The 15,847-nt window shown below is 61.2% G+C and carries 15 protein-coding genes and 1 tRNA gene; 7 read left to right on the top strand and 9 right to left on the bottom strand.

The features are described from left to right. Positions 1 to 37: 37 nt before the first annotated feature. From K0O24_RS06955 to gatC, 6 genes are all read right to left on the bottom strand, one after another. A complete protein-coding gene (locus K0O24_RS06955; RefSeq protein WP_219895129.1) occupies positions 38 to 973 on the bottom strand; it encodes a glycosyltransferase family 2 protein in 936 nt (311 codons plus the stop codon). A 133-nt stretch (positions 974 to 1,106) separates the two neighbouring features. Then, positions 1,107 to 2,663, bottom strand: coding sequence for a trigger factor (gene tig / locus K0O24_RS06950; RefSeq protein WP_219895128.1), 1,557 nt, complete (start codon positions 2,661 to 2,663; stop codon positions 1,107 to 1,109). A gap of 61 nt (positions 2,664 to 2,724) precedes the next feature. After that, a tRNA-Leu gene (locus K0O24_RS06945) sits at positions 2,725 to 2,809 on the bottom strand. An 82-nt stretch (positions 2,810 to 2,891) separates the two neighbouring features. Beyond that, positions 2,892 to 4,346, bottom strand: coding sequence for an Asp-tRNA(Asn)/Glu-tRNA(Gln) amidotransferase subunit GatB (gatB, locus tag K0O24_RS06940; protein WP_219895127.1), 1,455 nt, complete (start codon positions 4,344 to 4,346; stop codon positions 2,892 to 2,894). 1 nt (position 4,347) lies between these two features. Then, positions 4,348 to 5,829, bottom strand: coding sequence for an Asp-tRNA(Asn)/Glu-tRNA(Gln) amidotransferase subunit GatA (gatA, locus tag K0O24_RS06935; RefSeq protein WP_219895126.1), 1,482 nt, complete (start codon positions 5,827 to 5,829; stop codon positions 4,348 to 4,350). Beyond that, positions 5,829 to 6,116, bottom strand: coding sequence for an Asp-tRNA(Asn)/Glu-tRNA(Gln) amidotransferase subunit GatC (gatC, locus tag K0O24_RS06930; RefSeq protein ID WP_219895125.1), 288 nt, complete (start codon positions 6,114 to 6,116; stop codon positions 5,829 to 5,831). The genes gatA and gatC overlap by 1 nt, the downstream gene beginning before the upstream one ends. Before the next feature lie 54 nt (positions 6,117 to 6,170). On the opposite strand from gatC, the gene K0O24_RS06925 reads away from it, so the two are divergent. From K0O24_RS06925 to K0O24_RS06900, 6 genes are all read left to right on the top strand, one after another. After that, positions 6,171 to 6,863, top strand: coding sequence for a superoxide dismutase (locus K0O24_RS06925; RefSeq protein WP_246611160.1), 693 nt, complete (start codon positions 6,171 to 6,173; stop codon positions 6,861 to 6,863). 39 nt (positions 6,864 to 6,902) lie between these two features. Beyond that, entirely contained in the window at positions 6,903 to 8,000 is a 1,098-nt protein-coding gene (gene dinB, locus K0O24_RS06920) for a DNA polymerase IV (RefSeq protein ID WP_281421705.1), read from the top strand. A 9-nt stretch (positions 8,001 to 8,009) separates the two neighbouring features. Beyond that, positions 8,010 to 9,119, top strand: a complete 1,110-nt coding sequence (locus K0O24_RS06915; protein ID WP_219895123.1) for a DUF3089 domain-containing protein — start codon at positions 8,010 to 8,012, stop codon at positions 9,117 to 9,119. Then, positions 9,116 to 9,577: a Holliday junction resolvase RuvX gene (gene ruvX / locus K0O24_RS06910; protein WP_219895122.1), complete on the top strand. Its 462-nt coding sequence runs from the start codon at positions 9,116 to 9,118 to the stop codon at positions 9,575 to 9,577. Before K0O24_RS06915 ends, ruvX begins: the two co-directional genes overlap by 4 nt. A gap of 368 nt (positions 9,578 to 9,945) precedes the next feature. Then, positions 9,946 to 10,896 (top strand): aspartate carbamoyltransferase catalytic subunit, encoded by a 951-nt coding sequence (locus K0O24_RS06905; RefSeq protein WP_219895121.1) that lies wholly within the window; start codon positions 9,946 to 9,948, stop codon positions 10,894 to 10,896. Next, positions 10,893 to 12,107, top strand: a complete 1,215-nt coding sequence (locus K0O24_RS06900; RefSeq protein ID WP_219895120.1) for a dihydroorotase — start codon at positions 10,893 to 10,895, stop codon at positions 12,105 to 12,107. Before K0O24_RS06905 ends, K0O24_RS06900 begins: the two co-directional genes overlap by 4 nt. A gap of 28 nt (positions 12,108 to 12,135) precedes the next feature. Here the strand turns inward: K0O24_RS06900 and K0O24_RS06895 are convergent, their stop codons facing one another. From K0O24_RS06895 to K0O24_RS06885, 3 genes are read right to left on the bottom strand one after another with little or no spacing between them, the layout of a single operon-like run. Further along, on the bottom strand, positions 12,136 to 13,482 hold the full coding sequence (locus K0O24_RS06895; protein ID WP_219895119.1) for an SPOR domain-containing protein: 1,347 nt from the start codon (positions 13,480 to 13,482) through the stop codon (positions 12,136 to 12,138). A 29-nt stretch (positions 13,483 to 13,511) separates the two neighbouring features. Further along, complete coding sequence (locus tag K0O24_RS06890; protein ID WP_343211266.1) at positions 13,512 to 14,042, bottom strand: hypothetical protein; 531 nt, start codon at positions 14,040 to 14,042, stop codon at positions 13,512 to 13,514. Next, positions 14,039 to 14,764: a ParA family protein gene (locus K0O24_RS06885; protein WP_219895118.1), complete on the bottom strand. Its 726-nt coding sequence runs from the start codon at positions 14,762 to 14,764 to the stop codon at positions 14,039 to 14,041. Before K0O24_RS06885 ends, K0O24_RS06890 begins: the two co-directional genes overlap by 4 nt. A gap of 243 nt (positions 14,765 to 15,007) precedes the next feature. Here K0O24_RS06885 and K0O24_RS06880 point away from each other — a divergent pair, with 243 nt between their 5' ends. Beyond that, positions 15,008 to 15,847, top strand: coding sequence for an SPOR domain-containing protein (locus tag K0O24_RS06880; RefSeq protein ID WP_425514773.1), 840 nt, complete (start codon positions 15,008 to 15,010; stop codon positions 15,845 to 15,847).

Raw genomic sequence — 15,847 nt, 5'->3', positions numbered from 1 at the left:
CGTTGCCCTAATGCCACACCGATACCGTGAGCGACCTTCAATCCCGGGAAGGCGCCGGATAGGCGAGATAGGCAATGCGGCGGACCTCAAGGCGACCGCGGACCACAGTGTCGAGAATTAGCCCGCACAGGCCATTGAGCGCGGAGAGGATCATGAGCCCGGTCGCAAGGATTGCCGTCGGAAAACGCGGCACCAGGCCAGTTTGCATGAAGGTGATGAAAAGCGGGATGGCAAGTATGATCGCCATGATCGCAAATGTCGCGGCGATCGCCCCGAAGAACTGCAGCGGCCGTTCATAGCGGAACAGCAACAGGATCGTGTTGAGAATCCGCAATCCATCGCGCCAGGTATTGAGCTTGGATTCGGAGCCTTCCGGACGAGCGGCATAGGCCGTGACCTGTTCGGCCACCGGCATACGCAACTCGAGCGCGTGAACACTGATTTCTGTCTCGATCTCGAAACCGGCAGACAGCACTGGGAAGCTCTTCACGAACCGCCGCGAAAACACGCGGTATCCGGAAAGAATATCAGTGAAGGTCCGCCCGAAGATTCGCGCCAGCATTCCCGTCAGAAGAGCATTGCCGAGCCGGTGCCCGCGCCGATAGGCAGCCTCCACTTCGGATTTGCGGGCACCCACGACCATGTCGAGGGTTTCATCAAGCAGCTTGTTCACCAATGCGGGCGCAGCGGCGGCTTCATAAGTCGCATCGCCATCAGCCATGACATAGATGTCAGCATCCACGTCCGCAAACATGCGCCGCACGACATTGCCCTTGCCCTGCATACGCTCGGTCCGGACGATCGCGCCGGCCGCTGCTGCTATTTCGCAGGTCGCATCGCTGCTGTTGTTGTCATAGACATAGATGGTTGCCGCAGGCAGCGCTGCGCGGAAATCTGCAATCGTCTGAGCAATTGCAGCGGCCTCGTTGTAGCAGGGCAACAGCACTGCAATGCGGGGAGAACGCTCAGTCATCCCCGCACTCCTAACCGCAGATTCTGCAAATTTCGATTAATTTTGATCGCGTCGCCCCTGCGCAGGCAGGGGCCTTTGCGGGAGTCGGGTGCGAACCCTTCAAACCGGCCCCTGCCTGCGCAGGGGCGACGCACTATTTCGCTTTCTTTGCAGGTGCCTTCTTGGCAGCCGGCTTTTCGTCCCCAGCTTTTGCAGCCTTGGGAGCAGCAGCCTTCTTGACGGCGGGCTTGGCAGCCTTTTCTTCCTTGGCCGGTTCCGCAGCCTTCGCAGCAGCCGGCTTCTTGGCAGCAGCCTTCTTTGCCTTGGGCGCATGATCGTGATGATCATGCCCGCAGCCCGGCCCATGTACATGGCCTTCATCCTCGTCAGCCTCAATCGCGGCTTCGAGTTCGGCGCGGGTCACAACGCGATCCGTGATTTCTGCCTTGCTGAACAGGAAATCGACAACCTTGTCCTCATACAGCGGCGCACGAAGCTGGGCTGATGCCATCGCATCCTGCTGGATCCATTCGACAAAGCGCTGGCGATCCTTGGGATCATATTGCTGCGCGGCCTGCTGGATCAGTCGGCTCATTTCGGCGCTCGAAATCTCGATCTTGTGCTCACGACCGATTTCCGAGAGCAAAAGGCCAAGCCGGACACGACGAACCGCGATTGCGCGATAGTCTTCCTTTTCGGCTTCCATTTCCTTGAGAGCTGCTTCGGGATCAGCATCATGGCTCGCTTCATGTTCGAGCTGCTTCCAGATCTGTTCGAATTCCGCCTCAACCATTGATGGCGGCACCTCGAAATCATGCGAAGAGGCCAATTGGTCGAGCAAGCGACGCTTCATGTGCGTCCGCGTCAGATTGTTCAGTTCCTGCTCGATCTGTCCCTTGAACAGACCGCGCAGCTGCTCAAGCCCTTCCAGGCCCAGCGACTTTGCGAAGTCATCGTCGGCCTTGGGTTCCTTGGCGACGCGGACATCGTTGATGACCAGATCGAAAGTCGCTTCCTTGCCCTTGAGGTAATCAACCGAATAGTCTGCCGGGAAGGTGACGGTGATCGTCTTTTCCTGATTGGCTGTCACGCCAATCATGCCTTCTTCAAAGCCTGGAATCATCCGGCCCGAACCCAGTTCGATTGACGCGCCTTCGCCCTTGCCGCCATCGAATTCCACTCCATCGATCTTCCCGACGAAATCGATGACCACGAGATCGCCAAGCGCGGCCTTGTGGCCCTTGGGCGCATCCTCATAGGTCTTCTGCTGGTTTGCGAGTTGCAGGACCGACGCATCGATAGCCGCTTCATCGGCTTCAACCGTCAGCCGCTCCAGCTTGAGGCCGTCCACCTTTGGGGTCGGCACATCGGGCAGGACTTCGAGTTCGACCTTGAGTTCCGCATCCTTGCCATGGGCATAGCCATCGACCAGTTCGACCGACGGAGACATGGCCGGGCGGAGTTTTTCCTTGGCGACGAGCGACTGCACGCCTTCCTGGATCGAGCTGTTGAGCGCGTCGGCCTGAAGCGCTTCGCCATGCATCTTGCGGACAAGATTGGCCGGGACCTTGCCAGGACGGAAGCCGGGCATGCGCATCTGCGGCGCGACCTTGCGAATCTCGCCCTCGACACGGGCTTCGATATCCTTGGCCTTGATGGTCAGCGTGTAGCCGCGCTTCAGGCCTTCGTTCAACGTCTCGACAATCTGCATGTTCAGCCAATCAATCCTTGAGTTCAATGTAAAACGGCCCGCTTTGGTGCGCGGCCCGTTCTGGTGCGGGCGAAGGGACTCGAACCCCCACACCTTTCGATACCAGAACCTAAATCTGGCGCGTCTACCAGTTCCGCCACGCCCGCACGAGCCCGGTCAGGCGCGGCTCTATAGCGCGTTCATGCGCAAGGGCAAGGGTGGTGTGGTCCCTGCCCTCTTTTGTGACGATCAAGCCAAAGCCTTCTTCAGCAATTCATTGACAACCTGCGGATTGGCCTTTCCGGCCATGGCCTTCATCGTCTGACCCACGAAGAAGCCAAACAGGGCTTCCTTGCCGCCCTTGTACTGGTCGACCTTGTCCGCATTGGCGCTCAGGATTTCGGAGATGACTGCCTCGATGGCGCCGGTATCGCTGGTCTGCTTCAAGCCCTTTTCCTCGACGATCCTTGCAGGATCGTCTCCGGTTTCGAGCATGATTTCGAAGACCTGCTTGGCAAGGCTGCCCGAAAGCGTGCCGTCTGCGACAAGCCCGAGCAACTGGGCCGCCTGCTCCGGACTTACCGGGCTCTGGCCAATATCCTTGCCGAGCCGGTTGAGCGCGCCAAACAGTTCGGACGTCAGCCAGTTCGCGCCAGCCTTTGCCTCGGCACCGGCATCCAGCAGCGCCTCGAACCAGCGCGCGGTCTCGACATCCGACGTGATGACATCGGCATTGTAAGGTGTGATGCCCAGTGCCTCGACATAGCGCTGCCGCTTGGCATCGGGGAGCTCAGGCAGGCTTGCCTTGCATTCCTCGACAAAGTCTTCGGTAAGGACGAGCGGCAAAAGATCGGGATCGGGGAAATAGCGATAATCGTGCGCGTCTTCCTTGGACCGCATCGACCGCGTCACACCCTTGTCGGGATCGAACAGGCGGGTTTCCTGGACAATCGTGCCGCCCTCTTCGATCACATCAACCTGGCGCCGTGCTTCATATTCCACGACCTGCTGGATGAAGCGCACCGAATTGACGTTCTTCGTTTCGGTCCGCGTGCCGAACTCTGCGCCGGGTTTCCGCACCGAAACGTTCACGTCCGCGCGCATCGAGCCCTGCTCCATATTGCCGTCGCACGAGCCGACATAGCGCAGGATGGCTCTGAGCTTCTTCATATAGGCCCCGGCCTCGGCAGGCGACCGCATGTCCGGCTTGGAGACAATTTCCATCAGCGCGACGCCACAGCGATTGAGATCGACATAGGACATGGTCGGATGCTGGTCATGCATCAGCTTGCCCGCATCCTGCTCGATATGGATGCGCTCGACACCGATCACCTTTTCGCCTTCATCGGTTTCGACGGTCAGCGACCCTTCACCCACGATCGGATGATAGAGCTGCGAAATCTGGTAACCTTGCGGCAGATCGGCGTAGAAATAATTCTTGCGGTCGAACCGGCTCCAGCGGTGGATCTGGGCGTCGATGGCAAGGCCCGTGCGCACCGCCTGCTTCACGCATTCGGCATTGGGCACAGGCAGCATGCCGGGCATCGCCGCATCGATGAGCGAGACATTGGTATTCGGCTCTGACCCGAACGCCGTCGAGGCGCCGGAAAACAGCTTTGCGTTCGAGGTGATCTGGGCATGAACTTCAAGGCCGATCACGACCTCCCACTCACCGGTTGCGCCCTGGATGCGATAGCTGCTCATCTTACCACCACGCCTCCGGACGGGCCGTGAAACCCGCCCTTTCCTCGATTGCGAGCCCCGCGTTCAGTACGCCCTGTTCGTCAAGCGCCTTGCCAATGACCTGAAGCCCCAACGGGAGCCCTTGCCCGTCGAGCCCAGCCGGTACCGACATCGCAGGAAGGCCGGCCAGCGAACTCGGCACGGTGAAAACGTCATTCAGATACATGGCCAGCGGGTCCGCGTTCTTTTCGCCCAGCGCAAAGGCCGCAGAGGGGGCCGTCGGCGTCAAAAGCAGGTCGCACAATTCCCAGGCTGCATCGAAATCACGCGCAATCAATGTACGGACCTTCTGCGCCTGAGTGTAATAGGCATCGTAAAAGCCGGCGCTCAGCACATAGGTGCCGATCAGGATGCGCCGCTTCACCTCTGCACCAAATCCGGCGGCACGGGTGGCCGCATACATGTCTTGCAGCCCGGCCCCTTCCGGCAGTTCGCGCAGGCCATAACGCACGCCGTCATAGCGCGCGAGGTTCGAGGACGCTTCGGCAGGCGCGATGATGTAATAGGCGGGCAGCGCATATTTGGTGTGCGGCAGCGAAACCTCGACGACTTCGGCGCCTGCGTCCTTCACCCACGCAATGCCCTGTTCCCAGAGCGCATCGATTTCTCCCGGCATGCCGTCGACCCGATATTCCTTGGGGATACCGATCCGCTTGCCCCTGAGATCGCCGGAAAGCGCCGACTCCCAATTGGGAACGGGCAGGTCGAGCGAGGTCGAATCCTTTGGGTCGAAGCCGGACATCGCCTCCAGCAGGATTGCGCAATCCTTGACGTTGCGCGCCATCGGCCCGGCCTGATCAAGCGAAGACGCGAAAGCGACAATGCCCCAACGCGAACACCGGCCATAGGTCGGCTTGATCCCCGAAATACCTGTAAACGCCGCGGGCTGGCGGATTGAGCCGCCCGTGTCCGTTCCGGTCGCGCCGGGCACGATGCGTGCTGCGATAGCCGATGATGATCCGCCAGACGAGCCGCCGGGCGCCAAAGGTGCATTGCCGCCATCGTTGCGCCGCCAGGGCGATATCACATTGCCGAACGCGCTGGTCTCGTTCGAGGAGCCCATGGCAAACTGGTCCATATTCAGCTTGCCAAGCATTCCTGCGCCTGCCGCCCAGAGCCGAGCGGAAACGGTCGATTCATATTCCGGCTTGAACCCTTCGAGGATGTGGCTCGCAGCGGTTGTCTGTACGCCGCGCGTTGCGAAAAGGTCCTTCATGCCGATGGGAACGCCGGAGAGAGCCTTGAATGTGCCTTCGCTGCGGTCGCGATCAGCCTGTTCCGCCGCAGCAATCGCGTGGTCCGGCGTTTCGACGATGAAGGCGTTCAGCGCCTTGGCTCCGGCAACCGCCGCGTTGAACGCATCGGCCACTTCGCGCGCAGAAAAGTCTCCGGCACGGAAGCCGTCGCGGATGGCGGCGATGCCGAGGTCGGTAATGTCAGCCATTATTCGATCACCTTCGGCACGCCAAAGAACCCGTGCTCGGGAGCCGGCGCATTGGCGAGAATCTTGTCCCGAACGTTTCCGTCCGTCACGACATCATCGCGCAGCCGCAGCGTGTTGGCGATCACCGCTGTCATGGGCTGGACGGCAGATGTATCGACTTCGCCAAGCTGCTCGATCCAGCCAAGGATGTTGTTGAGTTCGGGGACCATGGCCTCAACCTCCGCATCGCTGGTGGCAATGCGGGCGAGCGAGGCGATCCTGCGGACGGTTGCACTATCGACGGACATGGCGCGGGCCGCTATCATTGCCCCACCAAAACGGCAAGCGCGAAGGAACCTTCCATGCCCGAAATCAGCCTTGATCGACGCGAAATGTTGGGGGTCACACTCGGAGCGGTGGCAATCGCACCTGGGATCGCCGCGGCGCAGACTGCAGCACCCGCGATTGCCTATGCGCCAAAGCCCCTCCCTTTCGACCCAAAGACAATCACTGGCCTGTCCGAAAAACTGCTGACCAGCCATCACGACAACAATTATGTCGGCGCCGTCAAACGGCTGGGGGTAATTGCGGCTGAATACGCCAAGCTCGATCCTGGGACGGCGCCGGGCTTCCTGATCAACGGATTGAAGCGCGAAGAGCTGATCGCCCAGAATTCGATGTTCCTGCATGAACTCTATTTTTCGTGCCTTGGCGCGCCAACCGGCCCCGGCCCAAAGCTCGCCCAGCAGATCGAGCGCGACTTTGGCAGTATGGACAAGTGGCGCACCGAATTCTCCGGGATGGGCAAAGCTCTAGGCGGCGGGTCTGGCTGGGTCGTCCTCAACTGGATGGAGCGTGACGGGCGCCTTCTCAACCAATGGGCGAACGACCATACGATGGCCTTTGCCGGCGGAACCCCGCTGCTGGTGCTGGACATGTTCGAACACGCCTATGCGATGGACTATGGCAGCAAGGCTGGGGCCTATGTCGATGCTTACATGGCAACGACCAACTGGGCGACCGCGGACAATCGCTTTGCTAAGGCTGTCACCTAGGTCTTAACACCGGGCCGTCGCCGCGGTATGGAACACAGCGTGAACGACGCCTCGCCAATCCGCAAGATCATCCATATCGACATGGATGCGTTTTTTGCGTCTTGCGAACAGCGCGACAATCCCGACCTGCGGGGCAAACCTGTCGCCGTCGGCGGGTTGGGACCGCGCGGGGTCGTTGCAGCAGCAAGCTATGAAGCGCGGGTTTTTGGCGTGCGATCAGCAATGGCTTCGGCGAAGGCGCGGCGCCTCTGCCCTGACCTGATTTTCGTCCCGCACCGCTTCGAGGTCTACCGCCAGGTTTCGCGTCAGATCCGGGACATTTTTGAACGCTACACCCCGCTCGTCCAGCCGCTCTCGCTGGATGAAGCCTATCTCGACGTGACCGAAAACCTGTTGGGCATTGCGTCTGCCACGCAGATTGCCGAGGAAATCCGTGATGCGATCCGCGCCGAAACCGGGCTGACGGCCTCCGCAGGCGTGTCCTACAACAAGTTCATTGCCAAGATTGCATCGGACCAGAACAAGCCCGACGGCCTGTGCGTGATCACGCCTGCCAAGGGGCCGGACTTCGTCGCGGCTTTGCCGGTCAGAAAATTCTATGGCGTCGGGCCAGCAACCGCCGCCAAGATGGAACGGCTGGGCCTTGTGATCGGCGCCGACATCCGGGCGCAGTCGCGCGAATTCCTCGACCGGCATTTCGGCAAGTCGGGCGGCTATTATTACTGGGCGTCGCGGGGGATCGACCACCGGCCGGTCAATCCGCATCAGGAGCGCAAATCCGTTGGCTCCGAAGCGACTTTTGGCGAGGATCTGATGACCGGGGACGCCTGCATGGGAGAGCTTCGCCCGCTGATCGCTTCGGTTGCACGCTGGTGCGACAAATATGATGTCAGCGGCCGCACCGTGACCTTGAAGCTCAGGACGGCAAGCTTCAGGACGGTGACGCGCAGCCGCTCGGTCGTCCGCCCGATCTCCAGCCCCGAACAGATCGAGGAGATAGTGCAGCTTCTCCTCAACACACTCCTTCCCCTGCAGGAGGGCGTGCGACTGCTCGGTGTGACATTGTCAAATCTTGACAAGGGCGAAGCACCGGAACCCGTCCAGCCGCTGTTGGACTTTGGCGAAGCAGCGGCATAGGAGGCCCGAATGGCTCGCAAGTTTCTCTATATCGTGGCCGCCCTGATCGTCCTGGTGATCGCGGTCCTCCTCGCCCTTCGTCTGTTCGGGTTGCAACTGTCGCGCCTTGCACTGGTTCCGGGAGAACCATTCGCCGCGCTCGCGCCGCTCCCGGCCGATGCCTATGCGCACAATGACATGTGGATCGCGCGTCCCGGCAAAGCGGAGAATCCTGCGCGATGGACCCCGGCGGGGATTACCCCTGAACCGGCGCGGATCAACGCGACGGTCTTCTTCATTCACCCGACCAGCTACCTCGCCCGTGCGCACTGGAATGCGCCGCTCAATGATGCGGAAGCCAACGACCGCGCGATCAAGTTTGTTCGCGCCCAGGCAAGCGTCTTCGGAAATGCGAAAGATATCTGGATTCCGCGCTATCGTCAGGCCACGCTTGGTGCATTCCTGACTGACAAGCCCGAGGGGCAACGCGCGCTCGAAGGCGCCTATCGCGATGTACTTGCCGCATTTGACGCGTTCATGGCCAATCAGGATTCCGACACGCCAATCATCCTTGCCGCACACAGCCAAGGGTCGATGCATCTTGCGCGTCTGCTGAAAGACCGGATTGCCGGTAAGCCGATCGCCAGCAGAATCGTCGCGGCCTATGTCATTGGCTGGCCCGTCCCCGTAACCGCCGACCTCCCCGCACTTGGCCTGCCACCGTGCGAAGGGCCCGATCAGACAGGCTGCATCCTGTCTTGGCAAAGCTATGCCGAACCAGCCGGATATGCGGACACGATGGACCTCTTCGAGGCCATTCCGGGCCTTGCGGGCAAATCGCGGAGGGGCGATCGCTACCTGTGCACCAACCCCTTGACGGGCGGGATGGGCGGGTCGGCACCGGCCAGTGCAAATCGCGGCATGCTCAAGAGTTCGGCAGATTTCAGTCAGGGCGAAATCGTCCAGGGCGGCGCACCGGCGCGGTGCGATGACAAGGGCTTCCTGCTGATCGGTCCCGGACCCGACCTGGGCCCCTATGTCCTGCCGAACAACAATTACCACATGTATGACTACAGCCTGTTCTGGGCGACCATGCGCGCGGACGTCGCCCGTCGCGTGGAGGCATTCGGGAAGAAGTGATTACGACGGCTGCACCTGACTTCCGCGAGGCGCTGCTTGCAGGAGGGAGGCTGATCGGGCTGGACGTAGGCACCAAGACCATCGGCACGGCGCTGTGCGATGCCGGATGGACAATCGCCAGTCCGGCCGACCTCATCCGCCGCAGCAAATTCAGCGTCGAAAAGGCATTGCTCTCGAAGATGATCGCAGCCCAATCGGTGAAAGGGATCGTGATTGGCCTGCCACTGAACCTTGATGGCAGTGACAGCCCGCGCACCCAATCGACCCGCGCCTTTGCCCGCAACGTCGAATCAATGGGATTGCCCATCCTGCTGTGGGACGAACGCTGGTCCACCCAAGCGGTCGAACGCCAGATGATCGCCGCAGACGTTTCTCGTGCCAAGCGCGCAGAGCAGGTCGACTGCGCCGCCGCTGCCTATATCCTGCAAGGGGCGATTGACGCATTGATGATGAGCTAAACAGCGTCGTGACCGGGATCCAGCTCCGCTCTCCAGGCTTTGTTCTTGAGAATTTTGTGAACCATGACGCGCGAAATTCCGAATTGCCGCGCCAACACAGTATTGCTGGGCGTTTCGCCGCAGGACGAGCATATTTCGCCTGACCGGTGCCTGATCTCGCGAACCTTGTGCCAATTCAACTTCCCAATCCGACGATTTTGGACGCTGGTCATCGTTACTCAACTCTGTTCGATCGTCTTTCGAATACACCGTGATTTGCAATCCGGATGTCGGTTCAGCGCTCTAAACCTGGTCGGATTGGCGAGAGATTCGTAGCGCTTTCGTCCTGCCTTGCCCTCGGCGCTCGCCCTCGCTAAGACGGCGCTTTAATGACATCGCCATCAAACTTTCCGCACCGGCACTTGCTCGGGATCGCTGGCTTGCAGCCGCACGAAATTTCCTATCTGCTCGATGAGGCCGAACATTGGGTCGCCGTCAACCGGCGGGCGGCCAAACATGATGGCCGGCTGGCCGGGCTGACGCAGATCAATGCCTTTTTCGAGAATTCTACCCGCACGCTCCTGAGCTTCGAGATTGCAGGAAAGCGACTGGGCGCGGACGTCGTGAACATGCATGCCGCGCAATCGAGTGTGAAGAAGGGCGAGACGCTGATCGATACGGCGATCACGCTGAACGCCATGCGGTCCGACGTGATCGTGATCCGCCACGGCAGTTCGGGTGCGGTCGCACTGATTGCAGACAAGGTGGACTGTCCCGTTCTCAATGCGGGAGACGGCCGCCACGAGCATCCGACGCAGGCCCTGCTCGATGCACTGACAATCCGCCGCCACAAGGGCAGCATCGCCGGACTCACCGTCGCCATCTGCGGCGATGTGCTGCACAGCAGGGTTGCCCGATCGAACATTCTTGCCCTCACGGCGCTGGCAGCCGAGGTTCGGGTCGTGGGGCCTGCAACACTGATCCCGGACGCAATCGAAGCCATGGGCGCAGCGCGTTTCACCGATATGGACGAAGGGATTTCCAGTGCCGATGTCGTGATGATGTTGCGCTTGCAGAACGAACGGATGGACGGTGCTTTCGTCCCCTCCCCGCGCGAATATCATGCGCTGTACGGCCTGACCTATGAGCGGCTGAAGCGTGCCAAGCCCGACGCGCTTGTCATGCACCCCGGCCCGATGAACCGCGGCGTGGAGATTGCGAGCAATGTGGCAGACGACGTCAATCGCTCGGTTATTGCCGAACAGGTCGAAATGGGGGTCGCGGTCCGGATGGCCTGCCTTGACGTGCTGACACGCGGTCGTCGGGGGGTTGCAGCATGAACGGCGGCCTTACCATCGCAAACGCGATCCTGGTCGATCCCGTCGGGGGCATAAAGACCGGGAGCCTGGCTGTTTCCAAGGACCGGATTGCCGCGAAGGCTCCTGACGGCGCCGAAACGATCGATGCAAAGGGCGCGCACCTTGCCCCCGGTATTGTCGATCTGGGTGTCTTTTCGGTCGACAAGGCCGCCTGCATCGCGGGCGGAATCACGCGTGTGGCGCTGATGCCCGATCTTTCGCCGCCCCTCGACGATCCAGGATTGGTGCAGCGGTCCGCGCTGGCGGCCAAGCCGGACCTCTGGGTGCATCCGTTGGCTGCTGCGACCCGCAGGCTCGAAGGGCGTGAACTGGCGGAATATGCGCTGATGGTGCGCGCCGGCGCACGCGCCGTGGCGACGGGACGCAGCCAGGTGGCGGATTCAGGCGTCATGCACCGCGTGTTGGCCTATGCCGCATCGCAGGGCCTGACTGTCATTGCGCATGCCGAGGATGAAGGGCTGGTGCGCAATGCCGTGGCAACTTCGGGCGAAACGGCAAGCAGGCTGGGGCTGCCAAGCGCCCCTGCGCGTGCGGAGGCCATGGCGATTGCGCGCGATCTTGCGCTGGTCGAGGAAACCGGCGCTGCAATCCACTTCCGTCAGGTCACAACGGCACGAGGATTGGCCCTGATCCGCGCAGCCAAGACCCAAGGGCATCGTGTGACCTGCGGGATCACGCCCGCGCATGTGTTCCTGTCAGACATTGCGGTTACGGATTTCCGGACCTTTGCGCGGCTCTCCCCACCCCTGCGCAGCGAGGCAGATCGTCAGGCTTGCCTCGAAGCCATTGCAGACGGCACGATTGATGTCCTGTGTTCGGCGCATGATCCACGCGGCCCTGAAGCCAAGAGGCTGCCCTTTGCCGATGCAGAGCCAGGAATGGCAGGCGCTGAAACCTTGCTGGCGCTCGGGTTGGGGCTGGTACGCGACGGCCTGATCGACTTGCCCCGGCTGATGGCGATGCTCTCTGCCAATCCGGCACGGATCATCGGTGTCGAGGGCGGCTCGCTTGGAGAAGGTGCCGCCGCCGACCTCATGCTGTTCGATCCGGACGCGCCATGGATCATCGACGGGTCACGATTTGCGGGTCAGGCGGGTAATACGCCGTTCGACATGCTGCCCACACAGGGCAAGGTCCTCAAAACGATAAAGGGTGGCCGGCCTCTCGGCTGACCACCCTTCTTGAAGCGTCTGAAGCCGGCTATCTGCGCGACGCGATGCGCATTCCGCCGCCGTTCGATGCCCATTGCAGCGGCGTATCGCCCGCCGCGGCACGGACGAAACAGTCTCCGCCAGCAGCCTTGATTCGCGCACAGACCTGGCCTGCAACGGCACGCGACGTGAAGCCGGAAACCGAAAGTCGATACAGTGTGGCGTTGTTGACTTGCACCCGCGCAGTTGCCGCCGTGTAGCTGTTGAGGTCGTGATAACGACCGACAGCGCCGCGCCAGGCGACTTCGCTGCGCGATGCGCTGGAGAACGCGCCCAGCTGAACAACGTAATTGCCGCTCTGGGCTGGATGAAACGCCTGCGCAGGGCGCGCCGGCGCCGAATTGCTTGCAGGCACAACAACCTGCTTGATCGGATTCGAAGCCGCCCGGATAAGCGGAGCGGGCTTGGCCACGACCGTCTCGCTTGCAGCAGGTGCAGCTGTCGGGATTGATGCAGGCGCTGGGGTCGATTCTGCAACAGCGACAGCGGGAGCAGGCACCTCAGCAACTTCGAAAACGGGGGCGGGTTCATCGCTGGTCGCAGCGACGGGGACCTCTGCCTTGACAGGTGCGGGTGCCGCCAGAGCAACCTGTGTGTCAGACCCACGGGCAAGGGCAAGCTGTTCGGGTTGGCCGGGGTCTGCCGACGGTGTAACCTTCAAAAGACCGGCCACTTGCTGCGATGCCGAGGATGGCATGGCGAGGGCAGCCCATTCCGTCATGCGGCCATACAAAGCGTCGCCGGAAAGATCCTGCGCAGCCATGATGCGGGCTTCGCGCCAACGATTGGAAAGGGCATAGGCGAGCGCCAGATTCTGGCGCGTTCTGGCATCGGCCTCCGGTGCCCGGACAGCGCCTTCCAGGACGCTCGTCGCGCCCGCCAGATCACCGGCAAGGGCAAGGGCAAGTCCGAAATCAGTGGGGGACAACCGGTCACGATAGACGTCAAGCGTCGCCAGTGCGCGATCGCTGCGGGCATTGGCAATCTGCGCCAAGGCAAGGTTCAGACCCGCGCGCGCGTTGGCAGGATCAAGCGAAACCGCATCACCCAGCGTTGTTTCTGCGGATTGGAAACGACCCGAAGAGAGATAGGCCTGGCCAAGCAATGCCCGATATTCGGCAACATTCGGCATGGCAGCAACGGCCACTTCGGCCTTTTCGACAGCATCTGCGAACTTGCGCTTGGCCAGAAGCTTCGTGGCCTGCTGCGCAGCTTGAGCGGCAGCCTTTTGCGGCCCGGACGTCTCATGACCATAGTTCGATGCACTGACCGGTGTAATGGCCGTTCCGAGAATGAGCGACGATGCCGCTATTTTCAACATCCCAATTTTTTTCATCTTTCGTCTCCGCCTTGTTTTTTATGGGTTCACTTGGCTGACCTGCCTGCCAGTGCCGAATTGTCGGGCTGGCGATCGAGGAATTCATCAAGCGCCTGCGTCACGATCTGCTGGGCAGAGCGGTGCTCGACCGCACAGACGAGGCGCAGCCGCAAATGGCGTTCGCCATCGAGGCGCAATGTGAAGGCCGACTTTCCATTGGAGCCCGGGCGTGCGCGCGGTTTCGGTTCCGCCCATGGCGCGGATGCCGGCGCCATTGCAGCGGAGAACTCCTCTTCAAGTTCCCGCTGCTGACGGACGACGACAGGCGTCGCGGGCACTGGCTCGGACTGTACGGTCGGATGCAGGACAACTGGCGCGACATCATGCCCCATGTCGTTCCAGCCAAGATCATCCTGATCCTGCGGCTGGAAGGGATCGATCTGGAATGATGCATCGTGCGTCATGTGGAAGCCCTGCGGACGCATCGCGGGCTTCGCCTGCCCCTTTCGGGCAAGCAGCGTCGATGACAGCGAGGCGAAGGGCTTTGCTTCGTTCATGGATCTGGCTTCCCGGTTCATTGTGTAACTCCACGACGACCAAAGCCCCCGGCAGCAGCACTTGTGCGAGCCTGATAGGCAGCCGGAGATTGGTTGGGGGCGGCGAACACTGTCCGCCGGAAATTCTTTTCAAGCCGATCGGCAACATAACGCCACAGCTCTTCGATCTCGGCTGCGGAGCGGCCCTTCGGATCGACTTCCATGACAGTCCGGCCGTCGATCATCGATGCTGCATAGTCAGTGCGGTGGTGAAGCGTAACCGGAGCGACGGTGCCATGCTGCGAGAGCGCAACCGCGGCTTCATAGGTGATCTTGGCCTTGGGTGTGGCACCATTGACCACAAAGATGAGCGGCTTGCCGGCCCGATCGCAAAGATCGACCGTGGCACCGACGGCGCGAAGGTCATGCGGACTCGGCCGAGTCGGGACGACGATGAGTTCGGCAACCGCAATAACGCTCTGGATGGCCATCGTGATTGCGGGCGGGGTATCGATGACAGCCAGTTTGAAGCCCTGTTGCCTGAGCATCTCCAGATCGCTCGACAAACGAGCAACAGTCGTCTGGGCAAAGGCCGGAAGCTCGGTTTCGCGTTCATTCCACCAGTCTGCCAGCGAACCTTGCGGATCGATGTCGATCAGGACGACCGGGCCCGCTCCTGCTCGCTCAGCCTGGACTGCGAGATGTCCGGACAAGGTGGTCTTGCCGGATCCGCCCTTTTGCGATGCCAACGCCAATACGCGCATGAAAATTCCCCGAGTTGCAATAATCTCGCAGTAATTCGCACGCGGATGGCTAAGATTAGGTTAACATTCGCCCCCGACGCACCACCAAATTTTTCCGGATTTAGGACCGCCGAATTTGTGCTAATGCGAGAGCAGGGCCACCTCGCGAAAGGTGGCTCAAATTCAGGCGTAGGAGTAAAATGGATGCGGGGATTGCGGTGGTTATTGTGCGGAGTGGTCACATTGCTTCTAGCTGGGCCGGCATTGGCTGACGTCAAGGCGGGAACGGATGCGTGGAATCGGGGAGACTATGCCACCGCCGTCAAGGAGTGGCGCCAGCCCGCGATCAACGGCAATGCAGAAGCGCAATTTAACATGGGCCAGGCCTACAAACTCGGTCGCGGCGTGCCCGCTGATCCCAAGCAGGCGGGAGACTGGTTCCTGAAGGCGGCGCAACAGGGCAACATCCAGGCCGAAGACAATTACGGCATCATACTCTTCCAATATGGCGATCGGCAGAAAGCCTATCCCTACCTTCAGAAATCTGCAGCGAGAGGCGAACCGCGCGCCCAATATCTCGTGGGCACCGCTCTTTTCAATGGCGACTTTGGGCAGAAGGATTGGCCTCGCGCCTATGCGCTGATGACGCGCGCGGCAGCGGCTGGCCTGACCTCCGCAACCACAAGCCTCGCACAGATGGACAAATATATTCCTCTTGATCAGCGGCAGCAGGGATTGGCACTCGCGCGCAAGATGGAAAACCCCGGTGCAACCCGCGTTGCAGAGCCTGCACCTGCGGCTAAGCCAACCAGGTCAGTCAACCCGCTCCCCAGTCTCGCCCCTGCCATCGCCAAAGCGGCGCCTGGCTCTGGCGGAAGCTGGCGCGTTCAGTTAGGCGCACTGGACAGCGAAGCGCTGGCCAAGGCGCAATGGACGGCTTTGAAGAGTCGCATCGGGGCTTTGTCCGGTCTCCAGCCGAGTTATGAAAAAGCCGGTCCGTTCACTCGCTTGCGGGCCGGACCAATCGGATCAAAGGCAGCGGCGATATCGGTATGCGCCAAAGCCAAAGCAGCTGGGCAGGCCTGCTTTCCGGTCGCTCCTTGA

Origin of the sequence: Aquisediminimonas profunda, assembly GCF_019443285.1 — a bacterium.
Taxonomy (GTDB): Bacteria; Pseudomonadota; Alphaproteobacteria; order Sphingomonadales; family Sphingomonadaceae; genus Aquisediminimonas; species Aquisediminimonas profunda.
Note: the sequence above shows the minus strand (reverse complement) of the source record. Positions and strands in the feature narration are given on the sequence as shown.

Coding starts and splice junctions, on each gene's coding strand:
- gatA (WP_219895126.1), bottom strand. CDS start 5,829: ATGGCTGACATTACCGACCTCGGCATCGCCGCCATCCGCGACGGCTTC.
- K0O24_RS06905 (WP_219895121.1), top strand. CDS start 9,946: ATGACATCGCCATCAAACTTTCCGCACCGGCACTTGCTCGGGATCGCT.
- gatC (WP_219895125.1), bottom strand. CDS start 6,116: ATGTCCGTCGATAGTGCAACCGTCCGCAGGATCGCCTCGCTCGCCCGC.
- K0O24_RS06895 (WP_219895119.1), bottom strand. CDS start 13,482: ATGAAAAAAATTGGGATGTTGAAAATAGCGGCATCGTCGCTCATTCTC.
- K0O24_RS06955 (WP_219895129.1), bottom strand. CDS start 973: ATGACTGAGCGTTCTCCCCGCATTGCAGTGCTGTTGCCCTGCTACAAC.
- K0O24_RS06925 (WP_246611160.1), top strand. CDS start 6,171: ATGCCCGAAATCAGCCTTGATCGACGCGAAATGTTGGGGGTCACACTC.
- tig (WP_219895128.1), bottom strand. CDS start 2,663: ATGCAGATTGTCGAGACGTTGAACGAAGGCCTGAAGCGCGGCTACACG.
- K0O24_RS06890 (WP_343211266.1), bottom strand. CDS start 14,042: ATGAACCGGGAAGCCAGATCCATGAACGAAGCAAAGCCCTTCGCCTCG.
- K0O24_RS06915 (WP_219895123.1), top strand. CDS start 8,010: ATGGCTCGCAAGTTTCTCTATATCGTGGCCGCCCTGATCGTCCTGGTG.
- gatB (WP_219895127.1), bottom strand. CDS start 4,346: ATGAGCAGCTATCGCATCCAGGGCGCAACCGGTGAGTGGGAGGTCGTG.
- K0O24_RS06900 (WP_219895120.1), top strand. CDS start 10,893: ATGAACGGCGGCCTTACCATCGCAAACGCGATCCTGGTCGATCCCGTC.
- K0O24_RS06885 (WP_219895118.1), bottom strand. CDS start 14,764: ATGCGCGTATTGGCGTTGGCATCGCAAAAGGGCGGATCCGGCAAGACC.